16 protein-coding genes are annotated in these 24975 nt (G+C 50.3%); 9 read left to right on the forward strand and 7 right to left on the reverse strand.

The features are described 5' to 3' along the window. Nucleotides 1-11: 11 nt before the first annotated feature. Nucleotides 12-620: a dTMP kinase gene (locus tag AOA60_RS02195; RefSeq protein WP_099582940.1), complete on the forward strand. Its 609-nt coding sequence runs from the start codon at nt 12-14 to the stop codon at nt 618-620. Nucleotides 621-1135: 515 nt separating this feature from the next. On the opposite strand, the gene AOA60_RS02205 is transcribed toward AOA60_RS02195, so the two are convergent. After that, entirely contained in the window at nt 1136-5125 is a 3990-nt protein-coding gene (locus tag AOA60_RS02205; protein ID WP_099582944.1) for an NACHT domain-containing NTPase, read from the reverse strand. Between the two features lie 507 nt (nt 5126-5632). Here AOA60_RS02205 and AOA60_RS02210 point away from each other — a divergent pair. From AOA60_RS02210 to AOA60_RS32990, 4 genes are read left to right on the forward strand one after another with little or no spacing between them, the layout of a single operon-like run. After that, nucleotides 5633-6688, forward strand: coding sequence for a ComEC/Rec2 family competence protein (locus tag AOA60_RS02210; protein WP_158235018.1), 1056 nt, complete (start codon nt 5633-5635; stop codon nt 6686-6688). Then, complete coding sequence (locus tag AOA60_RS02215) at nt 6689-7975, forward strand: ABC-three component system protein (RefSeq protein ID WP_099582946.1); 1287 nt, start codon at nt 6689-6691, stop codon at nt 7973-7975. Further along, nucleotides 7950-8498, forward strand: a complete 549-nt coding sequence (locus AOA60_RS02220; protein WP_099582948.1) for an ABC-three component system middle component 1 — start codon at nt 7950-7952, stop codon at nt 8496-8498. The genes AOA60_RS02215 and AOA60_RS02220 overlap by 26 nt, the downstream gene beginning before the upstream one ends. After that, nucleotides 8479-11601, forward strand: a complete 3123-nt coding sequence (locus AOA60_RS32990) for a hypothetical protein (protein WP_178075310.1) — start codon at nt 8479-8481, stop codon at nt 11599-11601. The genes AOA60_RS02220 and AOA60_RS32990 overlap by 20 nt, the downstream gene beginning before the upstream one ends. A 1009-nt stretch (nt 11602-12610) precedes the next feature. Here AOA60_RS32990 and AOA60_RS02235 read toward each other — a convergent pair. Continuing rightward, nucleotides 12611-15883, reverse strand: a complete 3273-nt coding sequence (locus AOA60_RS02235) for a DEAD/DEAH box helicase (protein WP_099582951.1) — start codon at nt 15881-15883, stop codon at nt 12611-12613. 450 nt (nt 15884-16333) lie between these two features. On the opposite strand from AOA60_RS02235, the gene AOA60_RS02240 reads away from it, so the two are divergent. The 3 genes from AOA60_RS02240 to AOA60_RS02250 all read left to right on the forward strand — a co-directional run bounded on the left by AOA60_RS02240 (nt 16334) and on the right by AOA60_RS02250 (nt 20257). Beyond that, nucleotides 16334-16969: a hypothetical protein gene (locus AOA60_RS02240; protein WP_099582953.1), complete on the forward strand. Its 636-nt coding sequence runs from the start codon at nt 16334-16336 to the stop codon at nt 16967-16969. A 75-nt stretch (nt 16970-17044) separates the two neighbouring features. After that, nucleotides 17045-18007, forward strand: a complete 963-nt coding sequence (locus AOA60_RS02245) for a hypothetical protein (protein WP_099582954.1) — start codon at nt 17045-17047, stop codon at nt 18005-18007. A 66-nt stretch (nt 18008-18073) separates the two neighbouring features. Continuing rightward, on the forward strand, nt 18074-20257 hold the full coding sequence (locus AOA60_RS02250) for a hypothetical protein (protein WP_143522363.1): 2184 nt from the start codon (nt 18074-18076) through the stop codon (nt 20255-20257). Between the two features lie 170 nt (nt 20258-20427). Here the strand turns inward: AOA60_RS02250 and AOA60_RS32125 are convergent, their stop codons facing one another. Both AOA60_RS32125 and AOA60_RS02255 read right to left on the reverse strand, forming a co-directional pair. Beyond that, on the reverse strand, nt 20428-20628 hold the full coding sequence (locus tag AOA60_RS32125; protein WP_143522364.1) for a hypothetical protein: 201 nt from the start codon (nt 20626-20628) through the stop codon (nt 20428-20430). A 106-nt stretch (nt 20629-20734) separates the two neighbouring features. Beyond that, nucleotides 20735-21016: a helix-turn-helix domain-containing protein gene (locus AOA60_RS02255; RefSeq protein ID WP_099582956.1), complete on the reverse strand. Its 282-nt coding sequence runs from the start codon at nt 21014-21016 to the stop codon at nt 20735-20737. An 85-nt stretch (nt 21017-21101) separates the two neighbouring features. Here AOA60_RS02255 and AOA60_RS02260 point away from each other — a divergent pair, with 85 nt between their 5' ends. Beyond that, the gene (locus tag AOA60_RS02260) at nt 21102-21551 is read left to right on the forward strand and encodes a hypothetical protein (protein WP_099582958.1); all 450 of its coding nucleotides are present in this window, start codon (nt 21102-21104) and stop codon (nt 21549-21551) included. A gap of 105 nt (nt 21552-21656) precedes the next feature. On the opposite strand, the gene AOA60_RS02265 is transcribed toward AOA60_RS02260, so the two are convergent. From AOA60_RS02265 to AOA60_RS02275, 3 genes are read right to left on the reverse strand one after another with little or no spacing between them, the layout of a single operon-like run. After that, nucleotides 21657-22052, reverse strand: a complete 396-nt coding sequence (locus AOA60_RS02265) for a hypothetical protein (RefSeq protein WP_099582960.1) — start codon at nt 22050-22052, stop codon at nt 21657-21659. 8 nt (nt 22053-22060) lie between these two features. Next, a complete protein-coding gene (locus tag AOA60_RS02270) occupies nt 22061-23788 on the reverse strand; it encodes a hypothetical protein (RefSeq protein ID WP_256592793.1) in 1728 nt (575 codons plus the stop codon). Continuing rightward, nucleotides 23785-24912 carry a site-specific integrase gene (locus AOA60_RS02275; protein WP_099582962.1) on the reverse strand — a complete coding sequence of 376 codons (1128 nt, stop codon included), beginning with the start codon at nt 24910-24912 and terminating at the stop codon, nt 23785-23787. Before AOA60_RS02275 ends, AOA60_RS02270 begins: the two co-directional genes overlap by 4 nt. Nucleotides 24913-24975 lie beyond the last annotated feature (63 nt).

Genomic DNA, 24975 nt, shown 5'->3' on the forward strand with positions numbered 1-24975 from the left:
ATGTATGAAGAATGAGTTCTCAGCTGTTTATTACCCTGGATGGGCCCAAGGGCGTTGGCAAAACTACGCTTTTGGAGGCCGTCACGACCGTACTGAGGGCAGACAACCTGAAGGTGATCCGGCTTTGCGAAAGCAAAAGTGACCCACATCGAGCGCAAACGATGGCCCTCGTCAACGAACTCGTCAGACATCCAAGTCGGGAATTGGAATTGAGGGTTTGCGAGCGTTTTGCTGAGAGTCGGGCGTGGATCACTCAACACGTGCTGCCCAAACAGCCACGGGACAGCCTCATATTGATTGATCGTTGGTACCCATCGGACGCAGCGTTTCGCCGGACCGTGCCGTTCGCAGAGATTCTCCAGTTGAACCTTGATCGAAACGTGCGAGTTCCAGACCTGCACGTCGGTGTCGTCACCGCGCCTGAGATCTCATGGGCGCGAGCGGCAGCACGACGGCGCGGGTTAAGCAGTACGGTCATGCATGCGCTGGAAGAACATGTTGCCAGCACCCAGGCGTTTGAGCAGGCGGCTGCCGAACATGGCTGGGTGTTGTGCCGTAATGAAGGAACGATCGAAGAGGCAACGATGCAGGTGGTGGCTGAGATTCAGAGAGTGGTGTGAGTCAATCAGTGGAGTACGCGATATAGAAACATAATTTAACTTATGGGCGATGTCAGATGTTCATAAGTCGCTCGCAGGTCTACCAGTTTTGGCTTAATGCTCCTGAAATGAATGTGATTGTTCATCGTTTTATGTACATCTGAGCCGTTGTCCGCGCGCTTTTGCGCCACAGCCCGATCTCTGACGGTCCATATCTTGGGGATGAGGGATGCTGGTCTTCAGAAAACGCGTTTTGGGAACTGGATTGAAAATGGATGGCAAAGGATAACTGAACGCAGTGGGCCCACGAACAAATCGATCGGTTGGCTGGTCGCGGACTTCTTAATGATGCCTGCGATGCAAGGCGTCCCAGCCTCCGGTAGCGTCTTGAGGCGCTGAGTGTTAATGAGCAACCGTACCATCTGGATTTTGTGCATCCAGAATATTAACGACAGTAGGTATCGGAGGCGCGGATCGCAGCATGACATCAGCGGAATCCGTGGCAATTTTGCTGACGTAAGAGTGTGCGAGAGGGCTCAAACTCCCTCAGTATTATGAGCGAGATTCAGCACGATGATTTTCACACGCCCTTGCGTCGCTGCCTGACTGCGCGCTTCAAGCATTCTCGCCATCTGTTCTGGAGATGAAGGTGCATCAGCACCTCTACCTGGGCCCTTCAGCTTGGCGTTCTTGCCAAACCATAGAACAAGATAGATACCCAAACGCTGGGCCTGGTGATCGGTTGTGTAGAGCCTGTCGAGCTGTAGATCCGCTGCATCCCAGACATCTTTATGCCATTGCCCTTTGATCTCGATAGGGATGCTAGCGCTCACGGTCGAGCACCAGATGTCTACTTCCTTGTCAGCCGCCATATGCTTTTCGGGATCGTAGACAACGCCCTCGGGGCCTTGTCGGAGAAGGGCGAGAAGATGATCCCGGCAACGCTCTTCCTTCTGGTGGCTGATCTGGTCATCACAATAAAAACCTCTCCACGAATCGATATCGTCACTCCGTATTTTGGCCTGTATGGTATCGATTTCCTCCATTATCCAGGCTTGCAGATCAGCAGCGCTGCGCGGTGGCTCGTCTCTCGTGATGGCAACCAGATCCTTCAGTGTTGGAGGGGTGAAGATCGATTCTTGGCAAAGGCGCAGCTGCCTGAACTTGGCGTCGAGTAACAGCGCTGTGTAGGAGTCGCGTGGGGCGTTGCTGAGCCTGTTCAAAGCGGCGATCGCTTCGGAGGTTGTAAGGCTGCCCAGATTATCAATTAGCTGGGCAAGCCCCCCGTCATTGATCCCGAACAGTGCCGGTTCGATGATTTCGCCAACAGGGTTCTCCGTGTGCGGCCACGACGTGCGGAAATTGGAAATCATCCACTCGACCAGCGCGATATCAGGTTTGATCGTGTGCCCATCGATGCCGGGGTAATGCCCGATCACCAGGTAACGGAGGTATTCCAGTAAGTCCATGTGCAGCGGAGCGCTGGCCAATCGGTCAGCTGTCATTTCGAAGTCGATTGCCAGGTCGACAGCATCCCAGATCAACATGTGCTCCGAAGAATATAAGCGACGCCGTTGGCCTAATGATTTCAGCAGATGATGCTCATCGGCGTCCAAAAGGATTTTTACAAGAATTTTCTCCCGGCTGTACGGTATCGACGGCAAAGTGTGCAGCCACTCTGCTGCCAAGCTCGCAGCCACTTCGTTAGCCTTGTCGTAATGCAAAAGCTCGTCCAGTGAGTCGCTGCCAGCGTCCGTCTGGACCAGGGGTTCATACGCCAACCTCAGCGCTTCCCGCCACAACCCTCTCGCTTGCAGCTCGACATTGAGTAGCGGGCGTACCGGCTGTGGGTCATGGGATACCCAAAGACGAAACGCTAGCGAAGCCGTCAGTAACTGAAGATCTGTGAGATCACTGAAGCCCCGTTTCACTCGATGGCGTTCAGTGATCGCTGCGATGATGATCAGCGGCGAAATGCCTTCTGGGCCGCCGGTTTCAGGCGGATCGAAGTACCAATCCTGTGTTGAGTAGAACCTGCTCACTTCTGGGCCTGAAAGTACGCAAGGAAGACGTTGCAGGTAGGTCTCGAATCCGATCAGCGCGTCCTGTGCCAACGCCTTGTCCAGCCATTCAGCCAGGCATTCGTCAGCGACAGCATCGGACCTGTAACCCCGATCAAGGCCCAGATAGATCATTGCCGGCTGTACCAGGTGCTCGAAGTGTCCAGCCCGAAGGGCCCAGGCATTGCGCTGATACCGTTGCAAGCGCAGGGTCTGATCTCGCTGACGTCCCTGTTCGTTGAAACGGCTTAATGTGCTTGACTGCTCAGCGATTGCCTCTTGCGACGGAGCCAGTGGTAGTTGCTCGAGCCATTGCAGCCGCTCAGGACAGTTCGATGCGAAGGCACGACCCGCCACGCGCATGTCTGAACCCTCATCGTCACTGTGCGGTGTCAGTGAAACCACCGACCGCCAACGCTCATCGGCCAGGTCATCGGGGTCAAGGGCATCGAGCAGTGAAACGGCATCTGCTTCTGAGCACCAAAGGGCAGGGGATATGCAGCTTAGGCCGTAATGCCGATTACTCATGGTGGTTTCGCCATCTTTGCTCAGCAAAACGTATTGTTGCAGAGCGCGCCGTAGGCTGTGATCGTATTCGAGGCGGTCGTGAACATCGCTGGGTGGAAATTGAAACGCCCCATGAGAAGCAGCGAACTGTAGCCAACGCAACAGGTCGCTTGGGACGATGGTCGGGTTGCGGAGATAACGGGAGGTTAAACTCGTCGTCAGATTTGCGAGCTCAGGCCTCTGCTGTGACTCGACAGGCAACTCCATCGCGATCGCGGTTTCTGTAAGGCAGTCAAGAAACCGGCTGATCCGCTGCTCGGGAAGATGCTCAATCAACACATCATATTTATTGTCAGCTTCGCCTCTTCGATAATCCTGGTGCGCGCAGGCGATCACCCATTTCACAAGGTCGCTATCATCGAACAGGGCGTAACCTTTCAAACCTGCCAAATCCAGCGCCAGTCGTGCGCCGTCGTCGGTGGCCTGTGACGTAAGTAACTGAATCAGTTCGTAAGACTGTTCCACCGACAGCGATGGGTGTAACGCCTCAAGTGCAGCACCTCTAGGGGCAAAAAACTCTGTACCGTCGCGTACCATCGTCAGAAGCGTTGGGGCCAGCGTGTCGGCAATGCCAGCGTCCTTGACCGCTTGAAGCACTCTCATCCGAAGCTCGAACGATCGCTGCGGCTGTACCAGCAGCGTCACCACTTCGCTTTCCATTCCTGGCCGGATCACGCCTCTGAGTGAAAGCCTGTGGGCGTAAGTCATGAATCCCGGATTACACAATGCCAATTGGCCGAGCGCCAGTAAAAGGGCACGCGCCTGACGTAGTGTCAAGCGTTCGGGGTCACCGTACTCGATGATGCCAAGGGGATCTGTAGCGATAACCTCTAATGCGAAAGCGGGGTAGAGCGCTATCCATCCATGCACGCCGCGTAAGCTTGCTGGGACGAGTCCGGATCCATGAAACAAAGCGAATAACCGGCGGCGCTTGCGAGGTGAGTCAGCATGACTTGAAAGCCAGCGAGCGGCCAGGTATTCGCCCAGACTTCTGTGGGTGTAGTTGAAATTATCCGCTCCAACCGAATCGAACAAACGTGTTCCGAGCACCCGAATCAAGCAACCGCCACCGGGCAACTCGCTCGCCTCTTTCGACGACAGTGCACGACCGCCACCAGAGGCGTGACTGATGGAGTCAAAGTCGCCCAGTATAAGTGCGGTGCAGGCGGCTCCAGCAGCGTCGAGTGCATCTTGTTCGGTAGGTGCTGCAGCCCATTTGCTGGGCTTGTGCTCACTGACCAACTGCAAGATCGCCATCTCGAACAATCCGGCGCGATCCTTTGGTAAAGGTAATCCCGTCGCGGCCGCATCAATTATCAAACCCAACGTGTGGGGGTTTCCAAGCCAGTCGATGAGCCTACGGGCCTCAAGGTGTGCAATGAGATTGTATGCACCAGGTTCGCCCAGCCGCTTGCATAGAATCTGTCGAACCTGTTCGTCAGTGAGTGCCTTCAGATGCAGTTCAATATGAGATTTATCGTAGAGCGCCAGACTTTCAAAAAGCTCGGAGCACTCAGCAGTTCGCCAGTCGGATGCCCTGCACGACAGAACGAACCGCGGATAACCGAGTTGGGCCAGAGACGTAAGCGTCTTTAGCAACGCATCTGTTGAGGAGGACGCCGTCAGCTCATCAAGTGCGTCGATCACCAGCACTTGGGTCGTGTCCAACGGCTGCGCTGGCGGAAGAGGAAGGCTCAACTGTCGGGTTGTGACGAAACGATAACCATGGGTGGTCGCGAACCACTTGAGCAAAGTGGTTTTCCCCATCCCGGCTTCACCCAGAATGATCAGTGGTCGATGATTCTTGCGGACCAGAGCGTCGAGTTCTGAGTGCTCAAGCTCGGCGAATTCGTCATTGTCGTGGTGCCATAGGGTTCTGGGGAGAAAATTTGCTTCCATTTAATGCTTGACCATAACAGACGATACGGGGCTTTCTGAAAAGCCTATCAGTATTTGCTTTGCTCCAGTCGCGAAATATCGGGGCGCTGTAGGAACGCCTGGTCGGGCGGTTGCTGTATTGCACGAGGCGAAAGCTCTCGCTGACTGATACCGGGTTGCTTGCTTTACGATGGACTTGGATACCAGGCAGCCTTCTTCACCAGTAGTGCTTTGCTCCTTGCCGCTACAGCATTGACTTTTTGGCTGTGCGCAACGAAGGCTTGAGGTAACGGTTGAACAACTAAAGCGGCAGTGCGCTGGCTCGCCAAGTCTAGATTTCTCTGATTCCTACAGGGTACATTTGTACTCCGCTTCACACAGATGTCCGCGCGCCGCTCTCAGCTCTACACAAGGATCAGCTCAGGCCATGAGCTGCAGTGAGAGGGCTCAGATCAAAGGACGAATTTCGCTCTCGAAGGAATTATGATTGGTGGCATAATGCCGCAGTCAGTAGCTAAGGGAGCTAGCATGAGCACCACCATCCAATTCCTCCACGCTTCACATGGTGACTGCATATTCCTACGTCATGAGCAGGAAGGAAAAATTTTCAACCTTCTGATCGATGGCGGGCCAGGTGAGACATTCGGTCAATTAAACGGATATGCAAAGCCCCTTCGCTTACTCCTTGAAGAGCTCAAGGCAAATGGAGAAGTTATTGATTTGGCTGTGATTACCCATGTCGACGACGATCATATTGGGGGCGTGCTCGCAGCCATGTCATACGATGACTATTTACCTTCTCTAGTCAAGGAATTTTGGTTTAATTCTTACGGACTTATCTGCTCAGCGATTGAACAAGCTGATGATAAAAAAAATGAAGTGGCAGGAGTCGCGGGAACTGAAACCAAGACAAGTATCACCCAAGGTGTCACTCTGGAGGGAAAACTTAGAAAACTCAATTGGTTTGATCAGGCAATTCACAATGAACTAACCCCAATTACCAGGTTAGGATTGGAGTTTACGATCTTATCACCCTCAATAAATTCGCTTCGTAGACTAGGCAAGGCTTGGGAGCGTGAGTACCCACCTGCAAATAAAAAAACAGCCAAAGCTGAGAGTGATCATAAATTTCCATTCTCCCATTTTTTGACCGGGGATAGGTTCAAACCGGATCGTTCCATACCAAATGGAAGCTCTATAGCTTTCATATTGAAGGTTGGTGATTTAAAGCTTTTACTACTGGCCGACTCGTATGCAGGCACGGTTGAGCGAAAGCTCAAATCATTGGGCTACAGTCCGACCAATCCTCTCGAATGCAGCATCGTAAAAATTTCGCATCACGGAAGCAAGGGCAATACAAGCCAGAAACTGCTTTCTCTAATCGCATCAAAAAAATATGTCATTTCGACCGATGGTTCTATATTTGGACATCCGGATAAGCGAACCATTGCGCGAATTATTAATGCGCATCAAGATAACCATGTGTATTTTAACTACAAATCTGTTCTCAAGGGCATCATGCTGCCTGAAGATGCTGCTTATTCTGAAAGGCTACACGTTTGCCAAGAAAAAATGGTGTTCTAAATGTCCATTCACGAATTTATCAGAGAGCATGCTGTTAAAGTTAATGATGGGAGCGGGGTATTAGTTCACTGCCTCTCTGAAGACTACTCTTACGTGCTCACTGCTAAACATGCACTGAAGGCTCAGAATGCAGTTGAGACTTGGGATGGTCGCCCAATTACCGTCCTGGAAGTGTATCCTCATAAGGATGACTGTGCGTTATTGAAAGTCTCGTTCATGCCGAACTTGCAATCGGTAAGATATAAAAATAATAAATTCGACTACAAGAGTGAGGCGATATTTGCAGGGTTTCCCGAATATCGAGAAAATGAAGACACTCCCGAGCAAAGATTTAAGTCTTACGAAGGGAAAGTTAAACAGTTTGATAAAGGTTTTTATTTGACATTAGAGGGGCTGCCGCCCAGGGGTCATATCGAGGGTGCGTCTGGTGGAGGGGTTTACCTTCTTGTAGGTGGAAAACCGTACTTGATTGGTGTCGAGATTGAAATGGCTGGCCCTCAACCTCAAGAGGCTGGTGAGGTGCTTTGTTTTGACATGGGAAGATTTGATGAGCTTGTAAAAGCCAATGATCTATCCCCGATTCTTCCCTCATTTCTGTTTTGCTTCACCAAGATAAGGCCAAGCACTTTTAACTACACGCTAAGTAGTTCGAGGGTTCTCCAGATTCTACAGCATCAACTTTATAGAAAAGCTGATAGCTTGGTTCGTGCGGGGATACCTAAGCCCTATGAGCTGTTAGCGCTGTATGACAAAGGCTTGATTGTTAATGGGCAGGCTGATGAAGCCATATTCGACATCGAGCTCTGGTCAGCATTTACTGAATTCTTGATTCTTCATTCACTATTAAATGATGTGGATGTGATGGATCTTAACTATTTGAAAGGAATAGAGCGAACCAGTAGGTTTGTTTACTCGAGAAGCAAAGACGCTTGGCTGCAAGATTTGAACAATATTTTAGCTTCGGCCAGAAAATTGCTTGATAATGGCGGGCTTTTAGTGGTTTCCAGTGGCGATGTTGGTAGTCCGCCGATTGCAAATAAAGATTTCATAAGATATTTAGTAGAAGATATCGGCACCCCGGCTGCTGAGTATGATGGTGACGACGGCGCACGCATCGACATGGGGCTGGAGGGCGGTGATGTACCTTTCAGCTTTGCGCTTCTGGGTAGTCTCCATCGTGAGTGTATAACAAGAAATGAGCAAGACTTTCTGGGACTAAATTCGGCTAAGTCCATGGAGCTTTTTAAGGAAAAATACTCCGATGAATTTAACAAGTGCAAGCAATGATCAGATCCTGGAGGTGCAACAAAGCTTTCCAGATTTTTCATTCAATTTCTTTACTGCTGGAAACTCCGGTTTTGTGAGTTGCATCGCGTGCTGGGCGGAAACCTCTGAAAGTCTTGAGGTTAAATGGAATGCAATTCAGAATGTGCTGGCATTGCGCTACAAGGCGGAGAAGAAGGTAGCTAGGTGGAATGTTTATATAGCATTTTTTTGTAGGGAATCAGTAAGTCGGCCACTGAGGCTGTTGATTGAGAATAATAAATTTACAGCTAGAAAGCTAATTTTTGATTCCTGTACGGATGATCAGCTTTGGCTAAAAGAAGAGTTCGCGCTCCAGCGCTTGAATCATGAAATCTTTGAAGTAGATCTCTCAGCGGGCAAGAATTTTGGAGTTAAGTTTGTATATAAGCCATCATCTCTTGTGTCTTCCCTGACAGGCTATTTAGAGGCGACGTCTATCGAAAGGTTAGAGATGATCGAAAAGCTGATAGCGGAGCGTGATACTCATGAAAATAAAGAAAGTTGAGATTCAGGCTTTTCGAGCTTATCTTGAGAAAGCCAACGGCACGTTTGACTTTATGGTGCACGGCCAGGATGGAGTTGAAGTCCCGGCTAATTTTGTATCGCTGTATGCTCCAAATGGTTTTGGGAAGAGCTCATTTTATGACGCTGTAGAATGGGCTATGACTAATGGCTCAGAGCGCTTTACAGGTAGCATCTATGAAGCCGCTGCACGTGGTTCTAAGCTGGAGGATGAAGCCCTTCGTATTCTACGAAATACCGAAGCGCCTGATGATTTAGAAACGAAGGTTTCAGTATTAACCACTGTTAAGGAATTTGTCCGCAATCCGGGAGTTGTACGGAAAGACAGTATCGATGTCGATTTTAAGGACAAAAAACTCGCCGAGGGGGCTGATTTCTATCGAACAATCTTCCTATCCCAAGACGCGATCGATCGATTTATCCGCGGAGTTAACCCCGAGACTCGTTACCAAGAGTTTGCCGAGGAATATGGTGAGGAAACTGAGTCACTCCGTCGGGCGGTACAGGCGGCGTATCTGGGAGTGGGCGAACAAATTGAAAACTGCAAAGTCACTGAGAAAAAGTTATCAAATGAGCTGCAATCTCCAATTGATAATCGCCTAGTAGAGGCCTTCGTTGCTGTTGCTGAAGAACTTAGAGAAACAGGTATTCCTCTTGCTTCCTTGCCAGAGGCTGTTGGCGATACGGATCCAGATGAGCTTACCGAGGAAATTGTAACATCACTCTCGAAAACTCAGCATGAAATAGACCTTCTGACTACTAGAGAGTTGGCACTAAACGAGCTCGCAGAAGGTCTAGCTTACAATATTACTGACTCCGACGAACTGTCTGGGCTGATTGCTGCAGAGCAGAAGCTTATAGGTGCTCAAGGCACTCTAGGTAAAAAAGATTCTTTATTGCAAACGCAAGCAGAGTGCGCACGCAAATTAAATAGCATAACCGAAGCTCTTCGGCGACATGAGTCGATAGTAGCGATCAGTGAAAAATATCGTGGACTGCGTAAGGCAAAGTTGGAATTTGATAAGGCGGTGAACGCTGAGGGCTTACTCCTTAAAACATTTGAATTGAAGCTAGAGCAGTTAATCTCACAGAGAGGAGAGTTGCAGGGTAGACTTAAAGATCTTCAGGAGCGCAAGGCCACTTGGGATGTTTTGCGCTCTGGTTCTGACGGCATTTTTGAAAAAATAGCGAAATCGGAAGATGATCAGTTAGTTCTCGCCGGAGAGCTGAAAGATGCTTCGACAAAACTAGATTTCATTTCCTCTAGGCTGACCGAGCAGGCGAGGCTGCTATCAGTTGTAGATCAAATGCCCGGAGATGTTTTTGAATTGGTCGTTCAGGATTTTGCGATTCTGGATATCAAGGCTGATCGCTTCTCTGAGCTTCGAGCGGCAAGAGCAGAAACAGTCCTCATCGAAAGCAGGCTCGCTAATATCAATTTCCTTATTCAGGATCTTGAGACCCAATCTAATGCTTTTGGAAAGCTTGCGGCAATTGCTGGAGAGATTTTAGCGAAAGACCCTGGGCCTAACTGCCCACTATGCCAAAAGAATCATGGCTCATTCCGTGAACTCAAAGATGCAATAGATAGCAATGGACTGTTGCAAGGATTCCTCAAGGAAAAATCAGATCAACGTGCTCTTGAGATAGATAACCTGGCTAGGTCTAAAAGAGTATTGTCAGATATGATTTCTGAAATCAATACTCTAAAAGCAAGAAAGATTAAACAGCTTGCAACTGATGTCCGAAAAATAACTAATGATGAGGCGCTGGCTCAGCGTGACAAGGCTCTAATTGAATCGAAGACTGCTTCCGCAAAGCAAGATTTGATATCGAATAAAGCCATAGTTCTCAACTTGGATCGTGAGCAGCTTTCAGCAAAAATAATTCAAGAGCTACAGGGATTTACGACTAAAATTGAGATTGGTCAGGCTGATTTGGCTGCTATAAATAAAGAAATTGACTCAATCGGCCCGCTGCAGTCCTCATCCATTTCAATAGTTTCTGAAGCTAAGGCAGAACTGGCAAAAATTGAAGCGGATGTGGATTTTGTAAAAGTACATGTTTATCTTCTGGAGAATAATCTTGAGCTCTCTGGGGATGTTGGAGAGCTTGAGGATTTTGCAGAAAAATTCAATGGTGAGGCTAAAGAGCTTAGGGGGTTATTGGAGGCGACAGAAAAGTCTTTAGTTAACATTGCAGAAGAGTTGGAGAGTGCCGGGCTTCCTACAGAGATTGGGCTGATCAAAAGCGATGTTGAAATAGTCGCCTCTCGGATCTCTGAATTACGTGCGAGAATAGAGTTATATGGTTCAAGATTTGTCACGACTGTAGAGGTTTCATTTGCAGGTGACTCAGCTGATGAAGAGCGTTTGCGTATCGCAACTGAAGATACTATTAAACGTAAGAAATCGTTAGATGCAGTTCGTGAAAAGTTTGGCAAGCTACAAGCGTTGCTGGATTCCATAAGACCTGTTATCAGTAGAGAGCTTGCCAGGAAAGAGTTGGATGCCACCGTTAATCGACGTGCTGGGTATGAGTCGCTGAGAGAGAGGATTGCAGCTGAGCTCCAGGACATCAATGCGACGCTAGCGCGCCAGCTTGACAGTATGTTTCAAACAGACTTAATCAATGAAATTTACAGAAAAATTGATCCACATCCAAATTTTAGCGAGGTGAAGTTCGCTTGCGGTTTCCGGCTAAAAACTAAGCCAACGCTCAATGTGATGGTGAAGGATAAGGGGTCTGAAAAAGAAATCTCGCCTCTACTATATTTTAGCGCAGCTCAATTGAATATATTGAGCTTGAGCATCTTCTTGGCTAGAGCGCTGAACGCTAAGTCACCCTCAGGTCAGCCGCTTGACCTAATTCTGATTGACGACCCGATTCACTCGATGGATTCCATCAACGTGTTGTCAACAATTGATCTGCTCCGAGGCATCGCGCTCAATCATGATAAGCAAATTGTCATATCGACGCATGACGAAAACTTTTATGAGTTGTTAAAGCGAAAGGTTCCTGCAGGTCTGTGTGGGTCTAAATTCCTTAAGTTGAAGAGCTTTGGTCGAGTGGAGGTGGATGAGTAAATAACCTCATGATGCTAGGCTGCAGGCTCTGATGACATTCAGAGCTTGGAGCCTATCAATCAAATGCCAGCTCTTGCCGCACGTCTTTCTGGTTTCGATGAGGCAAGGGGTTACGTCTCTGACAGTAATCCTTCCGCGGTGCCATATGGCCGATTCCATCTGGGACTAATCACGGCAGATGGATGCAGGCCATGCATTGCGCGCATTCGGCAACGACTTGGGCCTTGAAAGACTTGGAGTAGGAACGGCGTTCTTGTGGCATAGGCGTCCGCTTAAAAAGGCTAAAAATGGTGTCCACTTAAATTTAGGTGGACACCATCGCCTCAAGCGACGGTGTCAGGAAGGTGTGTTGCCCGGACGGTTACCATAGACGCTCCCGATGTTACGACGTCTGATGCTCCGAGGCGAGTGGCCATCATGCATCAAACCGGTATCATGCGCTGGGCTTTCAGGAGGCAGTTGGTATAAGTTTGGCCGCTAAAGTCCACGACTAGCGACAGGATTTACTGGGTGGATTTTAGGATCCTCAAAACTTGACGAGTCGCTGTAGCTTGGCGCCGCCGCTCCCCCCACCGACATCTAGGACGTTTATGAATCGATCCATCGCACTGCGAACTTATTGGGGCGATTGGATGAAGATTTCGATGAACGAGACCCAGCTCGTCAAGCTCAAGGTACATCTCCAAGCGGACTCAACCGAACCCATTGCCTTGGGCGGATACGTCTTTCGGCCTCAGGGAGACGTTCTCTATTTTGCAAATAGCGGAATACCCTCCAAATACTATTTTGAGATGTCGCCGTTGCAAGTCATCGCTGTCATCGATGAGGCGTTGAATGCAAGGTATTAGCTATCCATGCGATGGATGCATGGGGAAGGTCAGCATCTTAAGCCCGATCCGAAAAGGAATTTAACGATGGCCATTCCTGTCGATTTCAATGCAGCACGATGGTTCACCCTGAATACCGTCGGAGGCTCGCGCCTATGATGTATAGATCTACGCCTTACGACTCATTCACTGCACACAATATCCATATCACACCCTATCGTTTCCTTGAGATAGGCCACCGCGGCGGCGAGCACCAAATTCTGGTCAGCGGTACGACCACGTACCGAGAGGCCTGGCTGGACGATCACAATCTCCGCCTCGATCGTTTTGAATCGTGCCATTTTGATCAACTCGTTGAGCATCAACCCATTGCCCGCGAGGTAACGGGTAGGACGCTGTAATGACGTCAGCCGATCTTCACGACCTTGAATGTGCTTCCCAAGCTCGGAGAAGCGCCACTTCCATTTCGCGGACCTTATCGCCTGCGAGCAGACCTCGACGACATCCTTCACGCGTTCGCCAGAAGTCCTTCCACCCGAATACTTGCAGTGTATGAGAGTAAGACGGATGCGATTATTTTCTTCCTTGAGGCATACCAGGTCAGCTGCCTCGCCGGCCCCGTCGTCATCGAATACAATCTCAAACCCACCTTGGATGAAATGTTGAGCGGCCTTCCACTGGACAGAGTCGACTCGGGCAAGATCATCCTTCCAATAAGATTCTTTGGTGAAGTCGACTCCTGTCCAATCCCAGGCCTCGAATCGTTCTTCTCCGATCTGCAGATGCCTTGGGTCTTGGGGCTGGATGAGCATGTTGCCGTCCAACTCGGTCAGGTCGACGAAACGTACCAGAGGAGGGTACTCGCTCAAATACTGGCTTAATGTCCCCGAGCTTCTACCTATAGTTAGTTCGACAGGGTCACCTGCAGTCTGCGTTACGGAGTAACCATTTTCGCCTCCGACCGTGAGTGTAAACTCGGCGAAGTCGCCCGTTTCGTCGCTGGCCAATGAAAACCGCATGTTGTTAGCCGCAACATCGATGTAGCGCAAGTCGACGAAGGTAATCGGGAGGCCGGTCGGAAAGGCTGGGGTGATCAGCACCACTCGGTCTTCAGCAATGCCAATAATCTCGGCTGGCCATTCGACTGTGAGCACGATCTTGTCATTCGGAAACCCAGCCACCTCCGTAGGAATCAGAACGTTCGCAATGATGTCATCAACTACGATGCTATCGTCCAGAAGCTTGGCGCCTACCCCTGCACACCACCGTACGAACTCTGGAATGGAGCCTTGCTCTCGAGACCAGACCCGGCCTTTGTACGAACACCCGACTGAGACTTTTTCGCCATTTTCCCATCCGGTACCGCTGACATTATTTTTAACAGAACCACTGCGCTCAGCCAGACCAAGCGCAACGGCGACATCTGCGCCGGTATACATTGCGTAGCTGAGATTTCTGCGCCCGTGTTTCTTTACGCCCATGTTCTGGAACACCAGGCGGTTGATTTGCCCCAGCATTCGGAACATCCGTTCGCCCTGCAGCAGATCGGCTTGGCCTGTAACGTGCTGTGCTAGCTCCGGAAACAGAGAGCTGTGATCCGTGGAAGAGAGGAACAGTAGACCAAGCTCTTCGTTGTGGTGTAGCACGAACAACGTCCATTCACGATCCAGTACGCCTTTGGCGTTTGTCCAGCGAACTCGTCCCTCGGACCGGGTAACGAAATAAAGCGTACGCATCTCCCTGTTAAGCCAAGCACCTTTGACCTGAAGTTTTGAGGATAGGCCATGATGGAAGCGGTTGGGGAAGAACTGTTGAGCTCTGTAGGTCGCTGTGCTGAAGACTGGTCGGAGTAGTTGAGGCGATAGCGCCACGTTTGCATCATCTTCCTCATCCAAGCGGTTAGAGGCTCGGAGGAAGGCTACAAGCTCGCTATGTTCCCGCACGGCATTCGAGCTGAGCTCGCTCAACACTTGGTTCCAGTCCGCGTCTTCGCTGTAGAGGCGCTCCAACGAATGGGCCACATCCTGGTCTCCGATATTGGCTACTACTGTAGCTTCACCAATGTCCTGCCCTGCAACGCGAGTAAATCTCCCAATGAATTGCAACAGAATCGCCAAGCTTCGATGGCTGTCATGAAGCGCCGCAATCTTCAATTGAGGCAGGTCGAACCCCTCACCAAGCATGTCGACACAAATCACTACCCGGGAAGCACCTGAACGCAGATTGGCGAGCCGAGTCTCGGTGTCATTGATTTTTGAGTGTATGAGTACAGGTCGAAGGTCAGGCGCAAGGCCTCTGTAGATATGTTCAATAACAGTCGCTCGTGCAATGCTGCTACAGCGAGCCATCAGCAGGTGATTGAGACCTGCCTCAAGATTCTGTCGGAGTTTGTGCACTGCTGCCACTGCTATCGCTTGGTCTGCCTGTCTGCCACCGCTTGGCTGGTAGATTGGTTCGAAATGGATAGGTTTGAAGTATTCGTCTCTTTGCGCGGCGGCGAGTGGGTAGTTGAAGACCACTTTACCGTCGACCAATTCTCCGTCCCGGCGAAAAGGTGTTGCCGTGAACTGGAGCGTTGGAATCGATCGAAAGGCTGATTTCAATCCGCTCCACGTCTTGGCGGGCACATGGTGTGCTTCGTCCAAGATCAGTGCTTTACAGCGCTGAGCGATAGCGGCGGGTAGGAGGCTGTCAAGTTCAAACGTCAGTGATCCGATCGTTGATACCACTACGTTACATTGCGTGAATATCTCTAAGTCTGCTTCCGTTTTTGGCCTAGAGGTGATAATTCCAACCACGGGGTTGATGATGTCGTTGGGCACTACGCCAAGTTTGCGCAGCAGCCCCAGGCCTTGGAATTTGTTTGCAGTCTGGAGACGCAGCAAGTCCCATGGCACAACCACCAAGATCGGCGATTTACCATGAGCTGTCAGTGTGGCCAGCATCGTTTCAGTTTTGCCCGTTCCCGTAGGCATGACGATTGTCGCGGGCTGAGCATCGAGGCTCCAATGAGCCCCGATAGCGAAGAGAGCTCCTAACTGCGGAGGTCGCAGCCCTTCTTGACCCTCAGGTATATGCCCCGAAGCATCCCGCCGCTCAGCACGGTACGAGACCTGATTCTGCCAGCTGTCTGCTGCTTCCTTCGCCAAGTCAGCCAAGGACAACTCTTCAAGCCTGATTTTTAGGTCATTTAAGAGGCGATGAGCTCTCCAGACATACTTGTTTTGTCGGAGCTGAATGATCCCATCCACCCCTTCAGGCAGCGCGACACTCGCGCGCTCTGTGATCAAAACACGACTGCCATTGTCCAGCGACCACAAACGCTCTCTGATTCTGGGAGAAATAGGTATGAGCGTCTCGTTGGTCACACGAGTGACGACCGCCGGATGCAATTGATGGCGAATCTTTCCAACGGAACAACTCTGCTCGTAAACCACTGGCGGTAGCTCAACCATCTGGTTCCTTCCTGATTAATACCGTGTGGGGTTGATGTGTAGCTGAAGATTATAAGATTGGTGGCAGATTAGTGGCTTTAATATTTCGATGAGCGTTGGTCAGCCATAGGCAACGTAGGGCTAGAGCAGAGCGCCAGATGTTCGAGACTCAATTGGATAGTGTTGATTTGTCCAATCCAGTAATCTCATGAGCTGCTGGCGATCGGCCATAACACGTTGATGAAGGAACGCAACGCATGCATGCCCCCCCCAAGAGTCCATGCCGGCAGCACTCGACCGGCAAATAGGCAGTGAACAGGATGTAGCTTTTGGGCATCGACACTTCGCCCAAGCGCTTACAGGGGCTGGAAGACGATACCTCGCCTCTCAGCATCGTACGGGGTGTATGCATTATTTCGGTTATCACTGCCCCGACACGCCACGTGTCTTCATGCTAGATAAGGAGCGACAATGGAAATGGAGAAACTGGTTTGGGTCGATGATAAAGCGACGGCAGTCCTTGGTGAATTGGGTACTGAGGCGGTAACTGTATATCGATTCTTATCTGAGCGCTTCAAGACTTACGATCCTGCTCAAGATGAACTGTTCCAGTTCGTTTTTCGGTCATTCTATCGGCTGGACAGTGCGGGGCTCACAGCGGCTTTCAAGAAGCGTTTTTTTGAACTGATGAGTTCTGCAAGGTTGGAGGGGAGGGCCGATGTCGGCGCGATTACCACGGAACTGAGGGACTATCCAAATCTGAAAGGGCAGCTGTCACTCCAATTTTCCTTCGCCACCAAACTCGCTGCGACCATATCGCCACACCTACCTATCTATGATTCAGAAGTGGCCTCGATTTTCGGTTTCCGGGCACCGCACCACAACAAAATGTTTGAAGCGCGCCTGGACGCGAACCTTAGCTTTTATTCAAAACTGCAGACCATCTATGGACGGATCATAGAGGACGATTCGCTCAGATCGGTGAGAACTCAGTTTCGATCAAAATTTGGCTGCGCTGAGAGTGAGGTTTCTGAGCATAAAGCTCTGGATTTCATACTCTGGGCAGCGGGGAAGCATAAGCGGCGTAAATCAAAAAATTTCCAGTAATACACCGGCACGCCACTTACGCAGTGTCGGACTTTAAATCGATTATCATTATAGAAGCAGGGAACTAAAGCTTATATGGACGAAATATATTTCAATGCTCACTTGACTCAGTCAATATTTTTCAAGCCTGAGCAGCTGTACGACAAAAACAGAAAAATTCTAAAAAATCTTGAGCACATTGAAAAAGGCAATATTTATTTTATAGCTGAAAGAGGAAAGATTCGTGTTGACCCCAAGAAAATAAAGTTATCAAGCAAAGGAAGATTGCGAATTGATTTTAGACTGTGCGATGGGGAAGTGATAAGGGAGACGATTGATGCGGCACCGCTATTCATTGATTTGGGAGAAATGTTCAAAAAGATTTATATCGATACAGGAAGGCTCCAAAAGCACATGAGGTCTGTCGAAGATATAGATGACTATAAGCGATTGCTAGCTGAACCTGGGGAGCTACCAATAATTGGTTTGTCGTTGATTCCAGAAAAGCAGACAACAAAGAATGTCGCATTAAGACTTTACACTCCTGACGGGCAAGCTAATGATGCTATAATTCCAATTCACAGCATCATATCCGCATATGGAATTATTGCAAGGGACCACCCTAGAATTGCTTATATAGGAAAATCATCATCACTCGTGGACAGAATATATAAGCATGAAAAAATACAACAGGCTCTAGCGGAGCTGGATGATGATTCCGATATTTACCTGTATGCATTTCAATTTGATAGTGACAAAATAATCAAAAAAAATCTGCCTGACGGAAGCATGCACTTAGAGCGTAATTACACTAGCGATGTATCTGCTGAGGACGCGATTTCTCTTGTGGAAATGAGCCTAATAAATTACTTTAAACCAACTCTCAATATTGACTATGTGGATGCCGAGATCCCTAGCAATGAAATATTTAAAAGAGCTCTAAGAAAAAACTATACTCATCTTGTTGTGGAGGCAATTCATGATGCTGGTAGCTTCTGGAAGTTTGGCACTGAACACATGTCAGCATCAACGAGCCATACTATAAAGTACAATGTATAAATGGCCAGGAAGTTATTGGGGCTAATTGTCGCGGTGCCGCGCGGCACGCACCGGCTAGCAGCATGATTGAAATCCCGCCAAGATTTTGGCCGAAAACACATTCGGAAATGTATTTTGAATTTTTCAAGTCAGGGGCAATCGTACAAATTTGCGGATAGTTCTCAAGTCCATGAAGAATTACCCCAAGAATGGCCCGATCATCTTCACGCAGAGGCAGCGGTCAAATCAGTCGAACGCGTACTTCATCGCGGTGAGTTTCTGCTCGACTTCGCCAGGATGCCGGCGGCTACTTTCGAACAGTTCTGTTGGTCGCTGCTGACCAAGGAGCAATCGCTGCATGGCTGTCAAAGGCTCGGTAAAAATGGAGCTGAGCAGGGCGGTATTGATCTTTTTGCTTATGATGAACGCTTTATCGACAAGCTTAATGTGTACGAGTGCAAGGCTTGGAAGAAATTCGATTCGACACGACTAACCGAGGCAATTGATCGATTTCTTCAAGGTCAATGGAAGAAAGATACTCGATCATTTACGCTTATTTTGGCACAAGAGGACCTTGGCGAGCCTCTGGCAAGACGTTGGGATATCGAAAGAAAACGCTTAAGGCAATGTGGAGTTGAAGGCGAACTTTGGACGGCTCACCACCTGACACAGAAAACCCAGTCTTATCCGGATCTGCTATCAAAGTTTTTTCCAGGGGCGCACGTCGAGACGTTCGGCAATTTGTGGATGGAACGTAGCGGGTTTCTCGATGCTGTCTCAAAAGCAGTCTTCGATCCCAGGGAGCGAGTCGCACAGAAGGCCAGAGAGTTCATTGAAAAATCGGGCTGGCTACTCGACAGCATTTCGGGTGGCAGTAACCTACCGGCTGGATCGACAATACCCTCCGCCCATCGAATGACAGGGGAGTTGTCTTTTTCCATAGACGCGTTCCGGAAAGTCAGTCATACCGGCCGGCATTGGTTTTATAGTGGGCCATGGTTCTCAGTTAGTGTGTTCCTGCCTGACCAAATATCTTCCAAAGCATCCGCCGCTTTTGACTTCCACCAAGAGGATTTAAAGGGAGTCACGATTACGGTGAGTCACGATTGGCTCCTGAAGTGCTTTCTTTTTGCAGCAGGGGCGCCCCTGTCGAGCAAAGCTCGTACCTTCATCATTGGAAAGATGCCAGGCGAGCCCAACCATTACCTGATCGACCTACCTAATTGCCGGCTGACTCTCCAAGAAGAGATTGTCCAAGAACTAGCCGATATATCTGATCTCTTAACCAATGTCATGCGCGATGCGCTAAAGGCCATCGAAAGCAATTGGTCAGCTGTAGATTTTCCATTTTTGGATTGGAGTGGGTCGCATAGAGTTGTCATTGCTTCCATACGTGAAGATGTCTGGAGAGAGATCGGACGATTCACCGAGGAGCACGATTATGCGAATGGCTCTACACCTTGGCACATATTCGACGGCCATGCGGAGTTTCTTAAATCGTGCCATCAGTCTGCTACTGCAGAATTCGACGCCGGTTATCACTGTTTAATTAGCGCTTCAAAAGAGGAGGAGTTTACGTCCGGTAACAGGGTTAAGCTGCTATGGGCGCCGGATGATCTCACGTACAGGTCCCCTTCGCCGAAAAGATGGTGGCCTTGTGAGTTCACTTTTCGCTGGTTGAATGAAACATTGCTTCCCGAGGTAAAGCAACGGGTGTTTAGGCGTGAATTTGGCTCCTGGTGGAAGCGATTTCTGCATTCCAAACAAGCAGAGGAGTTCTCAAGGCACCTAGATAATATCTTCGTCGCACGGGATGCTAGGGAGCCATCACTTCTAGATCATGGTCGTTGGAACACTGACATACTGCGTGGGGTAGAAGCCTTACAGTATTTCTTTACATCTGCTTCGATCGGGGCTGCAGGGCCCTACATTTGCCAGCAAGATGTGGAAAACCTATACAGGGCCATCGCCATAGTCGCGGTCCGAAAGCGTGGCTTTCCAGCATATGTGGCTTCGTCCTTAAGCTTAGACGATCGCCCAGACGATCATGCCCAGCTCATTGAAATGATTCATCATCACGTCGATTCTGGGCGTGTCGTTTCTAACTGCCATGTCGTCGATTATGCATTTCGCGCGATGCTCGAATTGCTCGATGAATCCGATTCCTGTGGTAGCACTAATGATCAAGAAACAATCATGAATTGGCTGCTGCCTTTCGCACGCTTGCGGGACGACGGCCTACTGGTCAGCCGCCACACTAAACGGACATGAACCTGCGCCGAGAACCAAAAGGGAGCGTGAGCATGTCAGTTGGCACGAGGGCTATAGGCAATAACTGCGGTAGATATGGTCATCAACGTTGGTAATCCACGGTACGGGGCTGACACCGACGATCGACACGGTAGCGCTGTTGTTCAAAGAGGCAGAAATCGTACTTTCGCCTATCGTGCGAACTCTGGTGGGGGAATGCGCTGACGGCGCGCTCCAGCAGGTTTCTTCATCACCTCTTTCAAACGCTGAGCAGATCCTTCTAGCTCGGACGGCGACGCAAGGCTAATAGCAAGCATTAACGCATCACGACGTTTGCGTTTACCTTCCAAAATTTCAGAGAGGCTATTTTCCGGCTGAACTGGGTGCTTCATCGCTGCTGACCTCGATCTTCGGATCAAATTGGATGCTAGCACAAGCCTTACAACCCGCAGTCTTCCGTTGATCCCCTTTGCTTATGGAACGTAATCCGTCAGATGTTCATTTCATATCGCTTGGCAGTTCCGTTCGAATTCGAGAAAACAGCTCGTCGAGGGACATCGGGTTGTCCTGAAGCAGATAACAGCCTACGAGTATGGTCAGCGGATGAACGTCCATTACAGTTGCCAGCTCGTCTACCTTCTCGATCGTAGGGCTCTTCAGACCGCGCTCTAGGGTGCTGAGATAGGTACGACTACTCACGTCGGAGAAATCTTCCTGGGAAAGCTTCCTCTCCGATCTCAGCTTTTTCAGGGCCGCGCCAAATGCCTGTTTCAGTTCCATATTGCCGACCTCGCAAAAGGAACGATGAAGCCTTCGAGAGCTCTATAGGGCTACAATCTATAGTGTTCACTTTTGGGATGGCGCTATGTTCATCACTCACAAACCAGCAGAGATTTTCCTCGGCGCTTATCTGGGTGATGACTCTACCCAGTACTGGCAGTACGTTGAGCAGACCACTCATTGTCCCTGGTTTTACGTCAAAGTAGGTCGACAACAAGGAAGTGAAACGTTGACTAGCATGGTTCTGATTCCCAGTATTTCAGCGCTTGAGCAGTTACTTAATGAACAAGGAGCAGACATCAGGCTGTCGGATGTGCAGTTGGTTTCCCCGGGTTATCTGAACGGAAGTGATGGGTGGAAGATGGAGAGGCTATTAGAGTTGCGCGAAACGGTGGATGACATCAGGGCGGGGGCGGCCTACGTGTATAGCCTGGAGGGAGGGCATATCTACACTGAGGACTTGGGATCCTGCAGCTCCGACTTGCAAAGTCCTCGTATCATTTTTTCGGCCACACCAGCATCTCGGCGAACGTGAGCGCAACACGCTCGAACGCTTAAGAACACCTTCCGATGCTCTAGCGGTTAGGCAAATTTACACGCCCGCTACGTCGGCCAGTGGCGATTGCAACCTTTCGGCCACTTACCGCTTTCGCAATGGGCACAGTATGTTCTCGACATCCAACCCTTTAAGCAGGCAGTTATGCGCAATCGTCGACAGTGCTTCATAGAGCTGATCTCGCTGCTTTATCAAGTCGGCATTCTCCGCCTGCAGATGAGCAATACGCTCTTCGAGACTTCTGCGGCGACGGGCACCGTCTGGATCCCTCCCGCTCTCCTTTAGCTGTGCGATGCGGGCGGACTCGATTCGCCGCCCACGATCACCTACTAGGGTAGCGCGGCTCGTCAGGCCCAATCGACGCTGCACTTCGGGGCGTGAAATAGGCGCGAGCTCCAGCCCTAAGCTAATCATTTGAGCGAGGAGGGCATCGATTGCTTCGTCCAAGGTGCCGCCCCTCAAGGTCTGTCGTTGCGCCATGGTCGCCTCTAATCATCTGAAACAGAGCTGTGTCGTTTGTCCGTGTCCGCAACCGTCATTGGATGCCCATTTGGAAACACGCGTTGCACACCTACATTGGTATCGCGTGCGAGGACGGATTTTAAATTGTTGAGCTTGTCTTCCTGGTCCGCCAGCCATACATCGCTGCCTGCCTCTCCAGCGCCGGCATCGCGCATGATGGTGATTGCCATCGTCAGATTCTCGGCTTGTTTCTCAAGGTTGGCCCGCTCCGATGGAGTGCCCATCAGATGGAGATGCGAGCAGCCATTCCAGCACTGAAGATGCTTAGGGCAGGGCGCTTGGGAGAAATCGTGAATGCAACCTCCAAAGGGTGTCACGTGCAGCGCCGTGGCATGCACGGTGAGGAATGCTTCTGCAGTGGTTGTGCCTTTATCTGATAGCAAAGCATGGTAACTGTCGGTCAAAGCGCCCTGAATGCGTTTATCTCTTATGCCTGTATGTAATAAATCGATGCGCTCGTGATGACTATTGAACGCCAAGAACTCCTGGTGGGCAGCGGTGTTTTCTTCAACGCTTGTGTGTTGGTAATAAGTATTTTGGTCGAGACGTTTTCGCCCCAAGGCCAGCGCTTGCTGAACATCGCTCATGCCCGTCAAATGGTAGATCGTGTTCCGCCAGTGTCGAGGTTGGTGGCTAGTCAGTCGAATAGGCGCGCCGTCGGATTCTGTTAATGATCGGCGTGAAAAAATGGACGCGTACTTTTCATCGTTACCTAGTGCATGATTGATATCCAAAAGGGTCACCCGACGCGGGATCGCACGAAACACATTTGCTTCCCGTCCACCCAGGCGGAATTGACCATCAAAAGCGATAGCAAGCGTCTCGCTGGTTTTAAGGACAATATGAAGCGTGCCCCCCACATTTTCTGTTAATACTGCATGGCTATGAAGCTTCGGAACGAGCATGTGCTCAATATCACCTGCCAAATATCTGCGGTTAATCTCCTTGGATCGATGAGGATGAATTCCGTGTCGAGCGAAATACACACGTAGATTCCTAGCTGTGTCTCGGTTCTGGCTAAACCCGAGCCAACGCAGAACTTCAACCTCTGACATTGCCGTCTGCGGAGAGTAATCCCAGAGACGGCCTGGATGGGCCTCTTGCCACTTAGCGATTTCTCGTTGCTCTTGCGTCAGCACCTTCAAACGTTCGACCGCACGCCTGGCTAAAGGAACGTCGCTTTCTGCGAACCAATGAACACGGGATTGAAATTGCTTTTCCGCAAAGTACCTGATCCCGCATTCGACCAGAGGCCTGCCATTGGCATCTACAACCACCTCACCTGTCGGCCCTTTTATTGGTCTCTCGACCCAACAGTCATAGGGTATTACTGCTACCTCATTGCCCCTTTGCCCGGTCGCGATCAGCAAATCGATCACGCGCAGCAAGATTTCTTCGCCCTCATTAAGTGGGTTGTTCGAACATAAGGCGTAGGCCTCCATCGCCTCGCGAGAAGGCAACCTGTCATCAGATTTACGTTGTTTTACCGCGCGATCAGGATCGTGCAATGAAATGTAATCGTGACGGCGCTTGTCTGGTTTTGCATCATGCTCAAAATGGATGGCGATCTCGGTTAATTGCTGACTATCAATCGTATCCGCTACTACTTGAAGATGAGAGGTCGCGTCGTAGAGATTCTTGTAACCACTCTCGCGGAGAAATCTTACGACGCGATCAAAATCGCCTCGCGTCAACTGTGTGGGATGGCCCGCTCGAGGTCATACCCACGCTTCTCGACCAGGTAAGCCAAAAACCGGTCGGCAAAGGTGTGGCGAAAGTCATGCGCGGAAAGTGTAGGCAATAACCCCGGATGAGCCAGTTCAATGGTCAGAAACAGCCGATCAAGGACGTTAGACAACGCGCGGATCGACAGCGGGCGACCTCGGTCAGAGATGAACAAATAGCGGTACAGCAATTTCATTGGTTTGCCATTACGCAGGGGGCGTCGCTCGCCCTGGATATAACGCTCGTAGACTTCATACAACTGCGCGGAGATACCTACTGTCCGTCCGTGTGTTTTCAGCGCAGGCTCTTCAGCGCGCGGGTCGCCGGGATCATGTTCGCGGTCATTGATGCTGACATAGGCATGCTGAGAACCCTCATTGACATCGGTGGTGTAGAGCTTGAGAAGCTCCCCTCGGCGCATACCGGTCTCCAGTAGTAATTCAATCATTAGCCAATTGCGCAGCTGCAGCCTTTCCGGGAACGGGTTCTCCGTAGCGCCGGGGCGAATCAATGTGCGAATGATCTGGAGTTGCGTATCCGTCAGGCTGCGGTAACGAGCGCGGTCCTGCCGAACGTTGATGATATGGCTCTCAAAGCGCCGCTCAATGACGTCGGCGACATCTGCAAATACAACCTCGATGTTAGCCAGGGTGGTTGAATTTTGACGAGCGCGCGGGATGTATCGGGTGACACACCAGGACAGGTATAGCTTCAGCAAACGCAGGTACTGGTCACGAGTACGCGGATCGATCTGCGGAAAAGGTGCTGTTTCAGCTTTGCCGATTCGGGCGACCAGGTTGTCGGCTTGACGGCCGCTTTGGAGCCAAATGGCGTAACCGTCCAATAAAGCCAAAATCGATTCGAATTGGCAGGCCAAGATGGCGTCATCAATATTGAGGTCACGGCTTTTGGCATAGCTATAGAAAGCCTGGATCGCGCGCAGATGTGCCGCCGCCGTATTGTAAGCCCGGTGCCTGAGTCTGAGTTGGACGTAGATGAACGGAACGAGTACGGGCAACGGCTCCGCGTTGCCAGCGTGCACGAGCAGCGGAACACGCTGACCTGAAGAGAAACGGCACTGAATCAGTTTCATCGGCAGCCACCTCATTCAATGACTCGCCATGAACACGAAGGACATGGCCCGTTGAGAGAATGG

It is taken from the genome of Pseudomonas sp. 2822-17 (assembly GCF_002742485.1).
In the GTDB taxonomy this organism is placed as follows: Bacteria; Pseudomonadota; Gammaproteobacteria; order Pseudomonadales; family Pseudomonadaceae; genus Aquipseudomonas; species Aquipseudomonas cyclaminis.

Excerpts from the sequence above, each read along its gene's own strand:
- AOA60_RS02195 (WP_099582940.1), top strand. The coding sequence starts at position 12 with ATGAGTTCTCAGCTGTTTATTACCCTGGATGGGCCCAAGGGCGTTGGC.
- AOA60_RS02205 (WP_099582944.1), bottom strand. The coding sequence starts at position 5,125 with ATGGAAGCAAATTTTCTCCCCAGAACCCTATGGCACCACGACAATGAC.
- AOA60_RS02210 (WP_158235018.1), top strand. The coding sequence starts at position 5,633 with ATGAGCACCACCATCCAATTCCTCCACGCTTCACATGGTGACTGCATA.
- AOA60_RS02215 (WP_099582946.1), top strand. The coding sequence starts at position 6,689 with ATGTCCATTCACGAATTTATCAGAGAGCATGCTGTTAAAGTTAATGAT.
- AOA60_RS02220 (WP_099582948.1), top strand. The coding sequence starts at position 7,950 with ATGAATTTAACAAGTGCAAGCAATGATCAGATCCTGGAGGTGCAACAA.
- AOA60_RS32990 (WP_178075310.1), top strand. The coding sequence starts at position 8,479 with ATGAAAATAAAGAAAGTTGAGATTCAGGCTTTTCGAGCTTATCTTGAG.
- AOA60_RS02235 (WP_099582951.1), bottom strand. The coding sequence starts at position 15,883 with ATGGTTGAGCTACCGCCAGTGGTTTACGAGCAGAGTTGTTCCGTTGGA.
- AOA60_RS02240 (WP_099582953.1), top strand. The coding sequence starts at position 16,334 with ATGGAAATGGAGAAACTGGTTTGGGTCGATGATAAAGCGACGGCAGTC.
- AOA60_RS02245 (WP_099582954.1), top strand. The coding sequence starts at position 17,045 with ATGGACGAAATATATTTCAATGCTCACTTGACTCAGTCAATATTTTTC.
- AOA60_RS32125 (WP_143522364.1), bottom strand. The coding sequence starts at position 20,628 with ATGAAGCACCCAGTTCAGCCGGAAAATAGCCTCTCTGAAATTTTGGAA.
- AOA60_RS02255 (WP_099582956.1), bottom strand. The coding sequence starts at position 21,016 with ATGGAACTGAAACAGGCATTTGGCGCGGCCCTGAAAAAGCTGAGATCG.
- AOA60_RS02260 (WP_099582958.1), top strand. The coding sequence starts at position 21,102 with ATGTTCATCACTCACAAACCAGCAGAGATTTTCCTCGGCGCTTATCTG.
- AOA60_RS02265 (WP_099582960.1), bottom strand. The coding sequence starts at position 22,052 with ATGGCGCAACGACAGACCTTGAGGGGCGGCACCTTGGACGAAGCAATC.
- AOA60_RS02275 (WP_099582962.1), bottom strand. The coding sequence starts at position 24,912 with ATGAAACTGATTCAGTGCCGTTTCTCTTCAGGTCAGCGTGTTCCGCTG.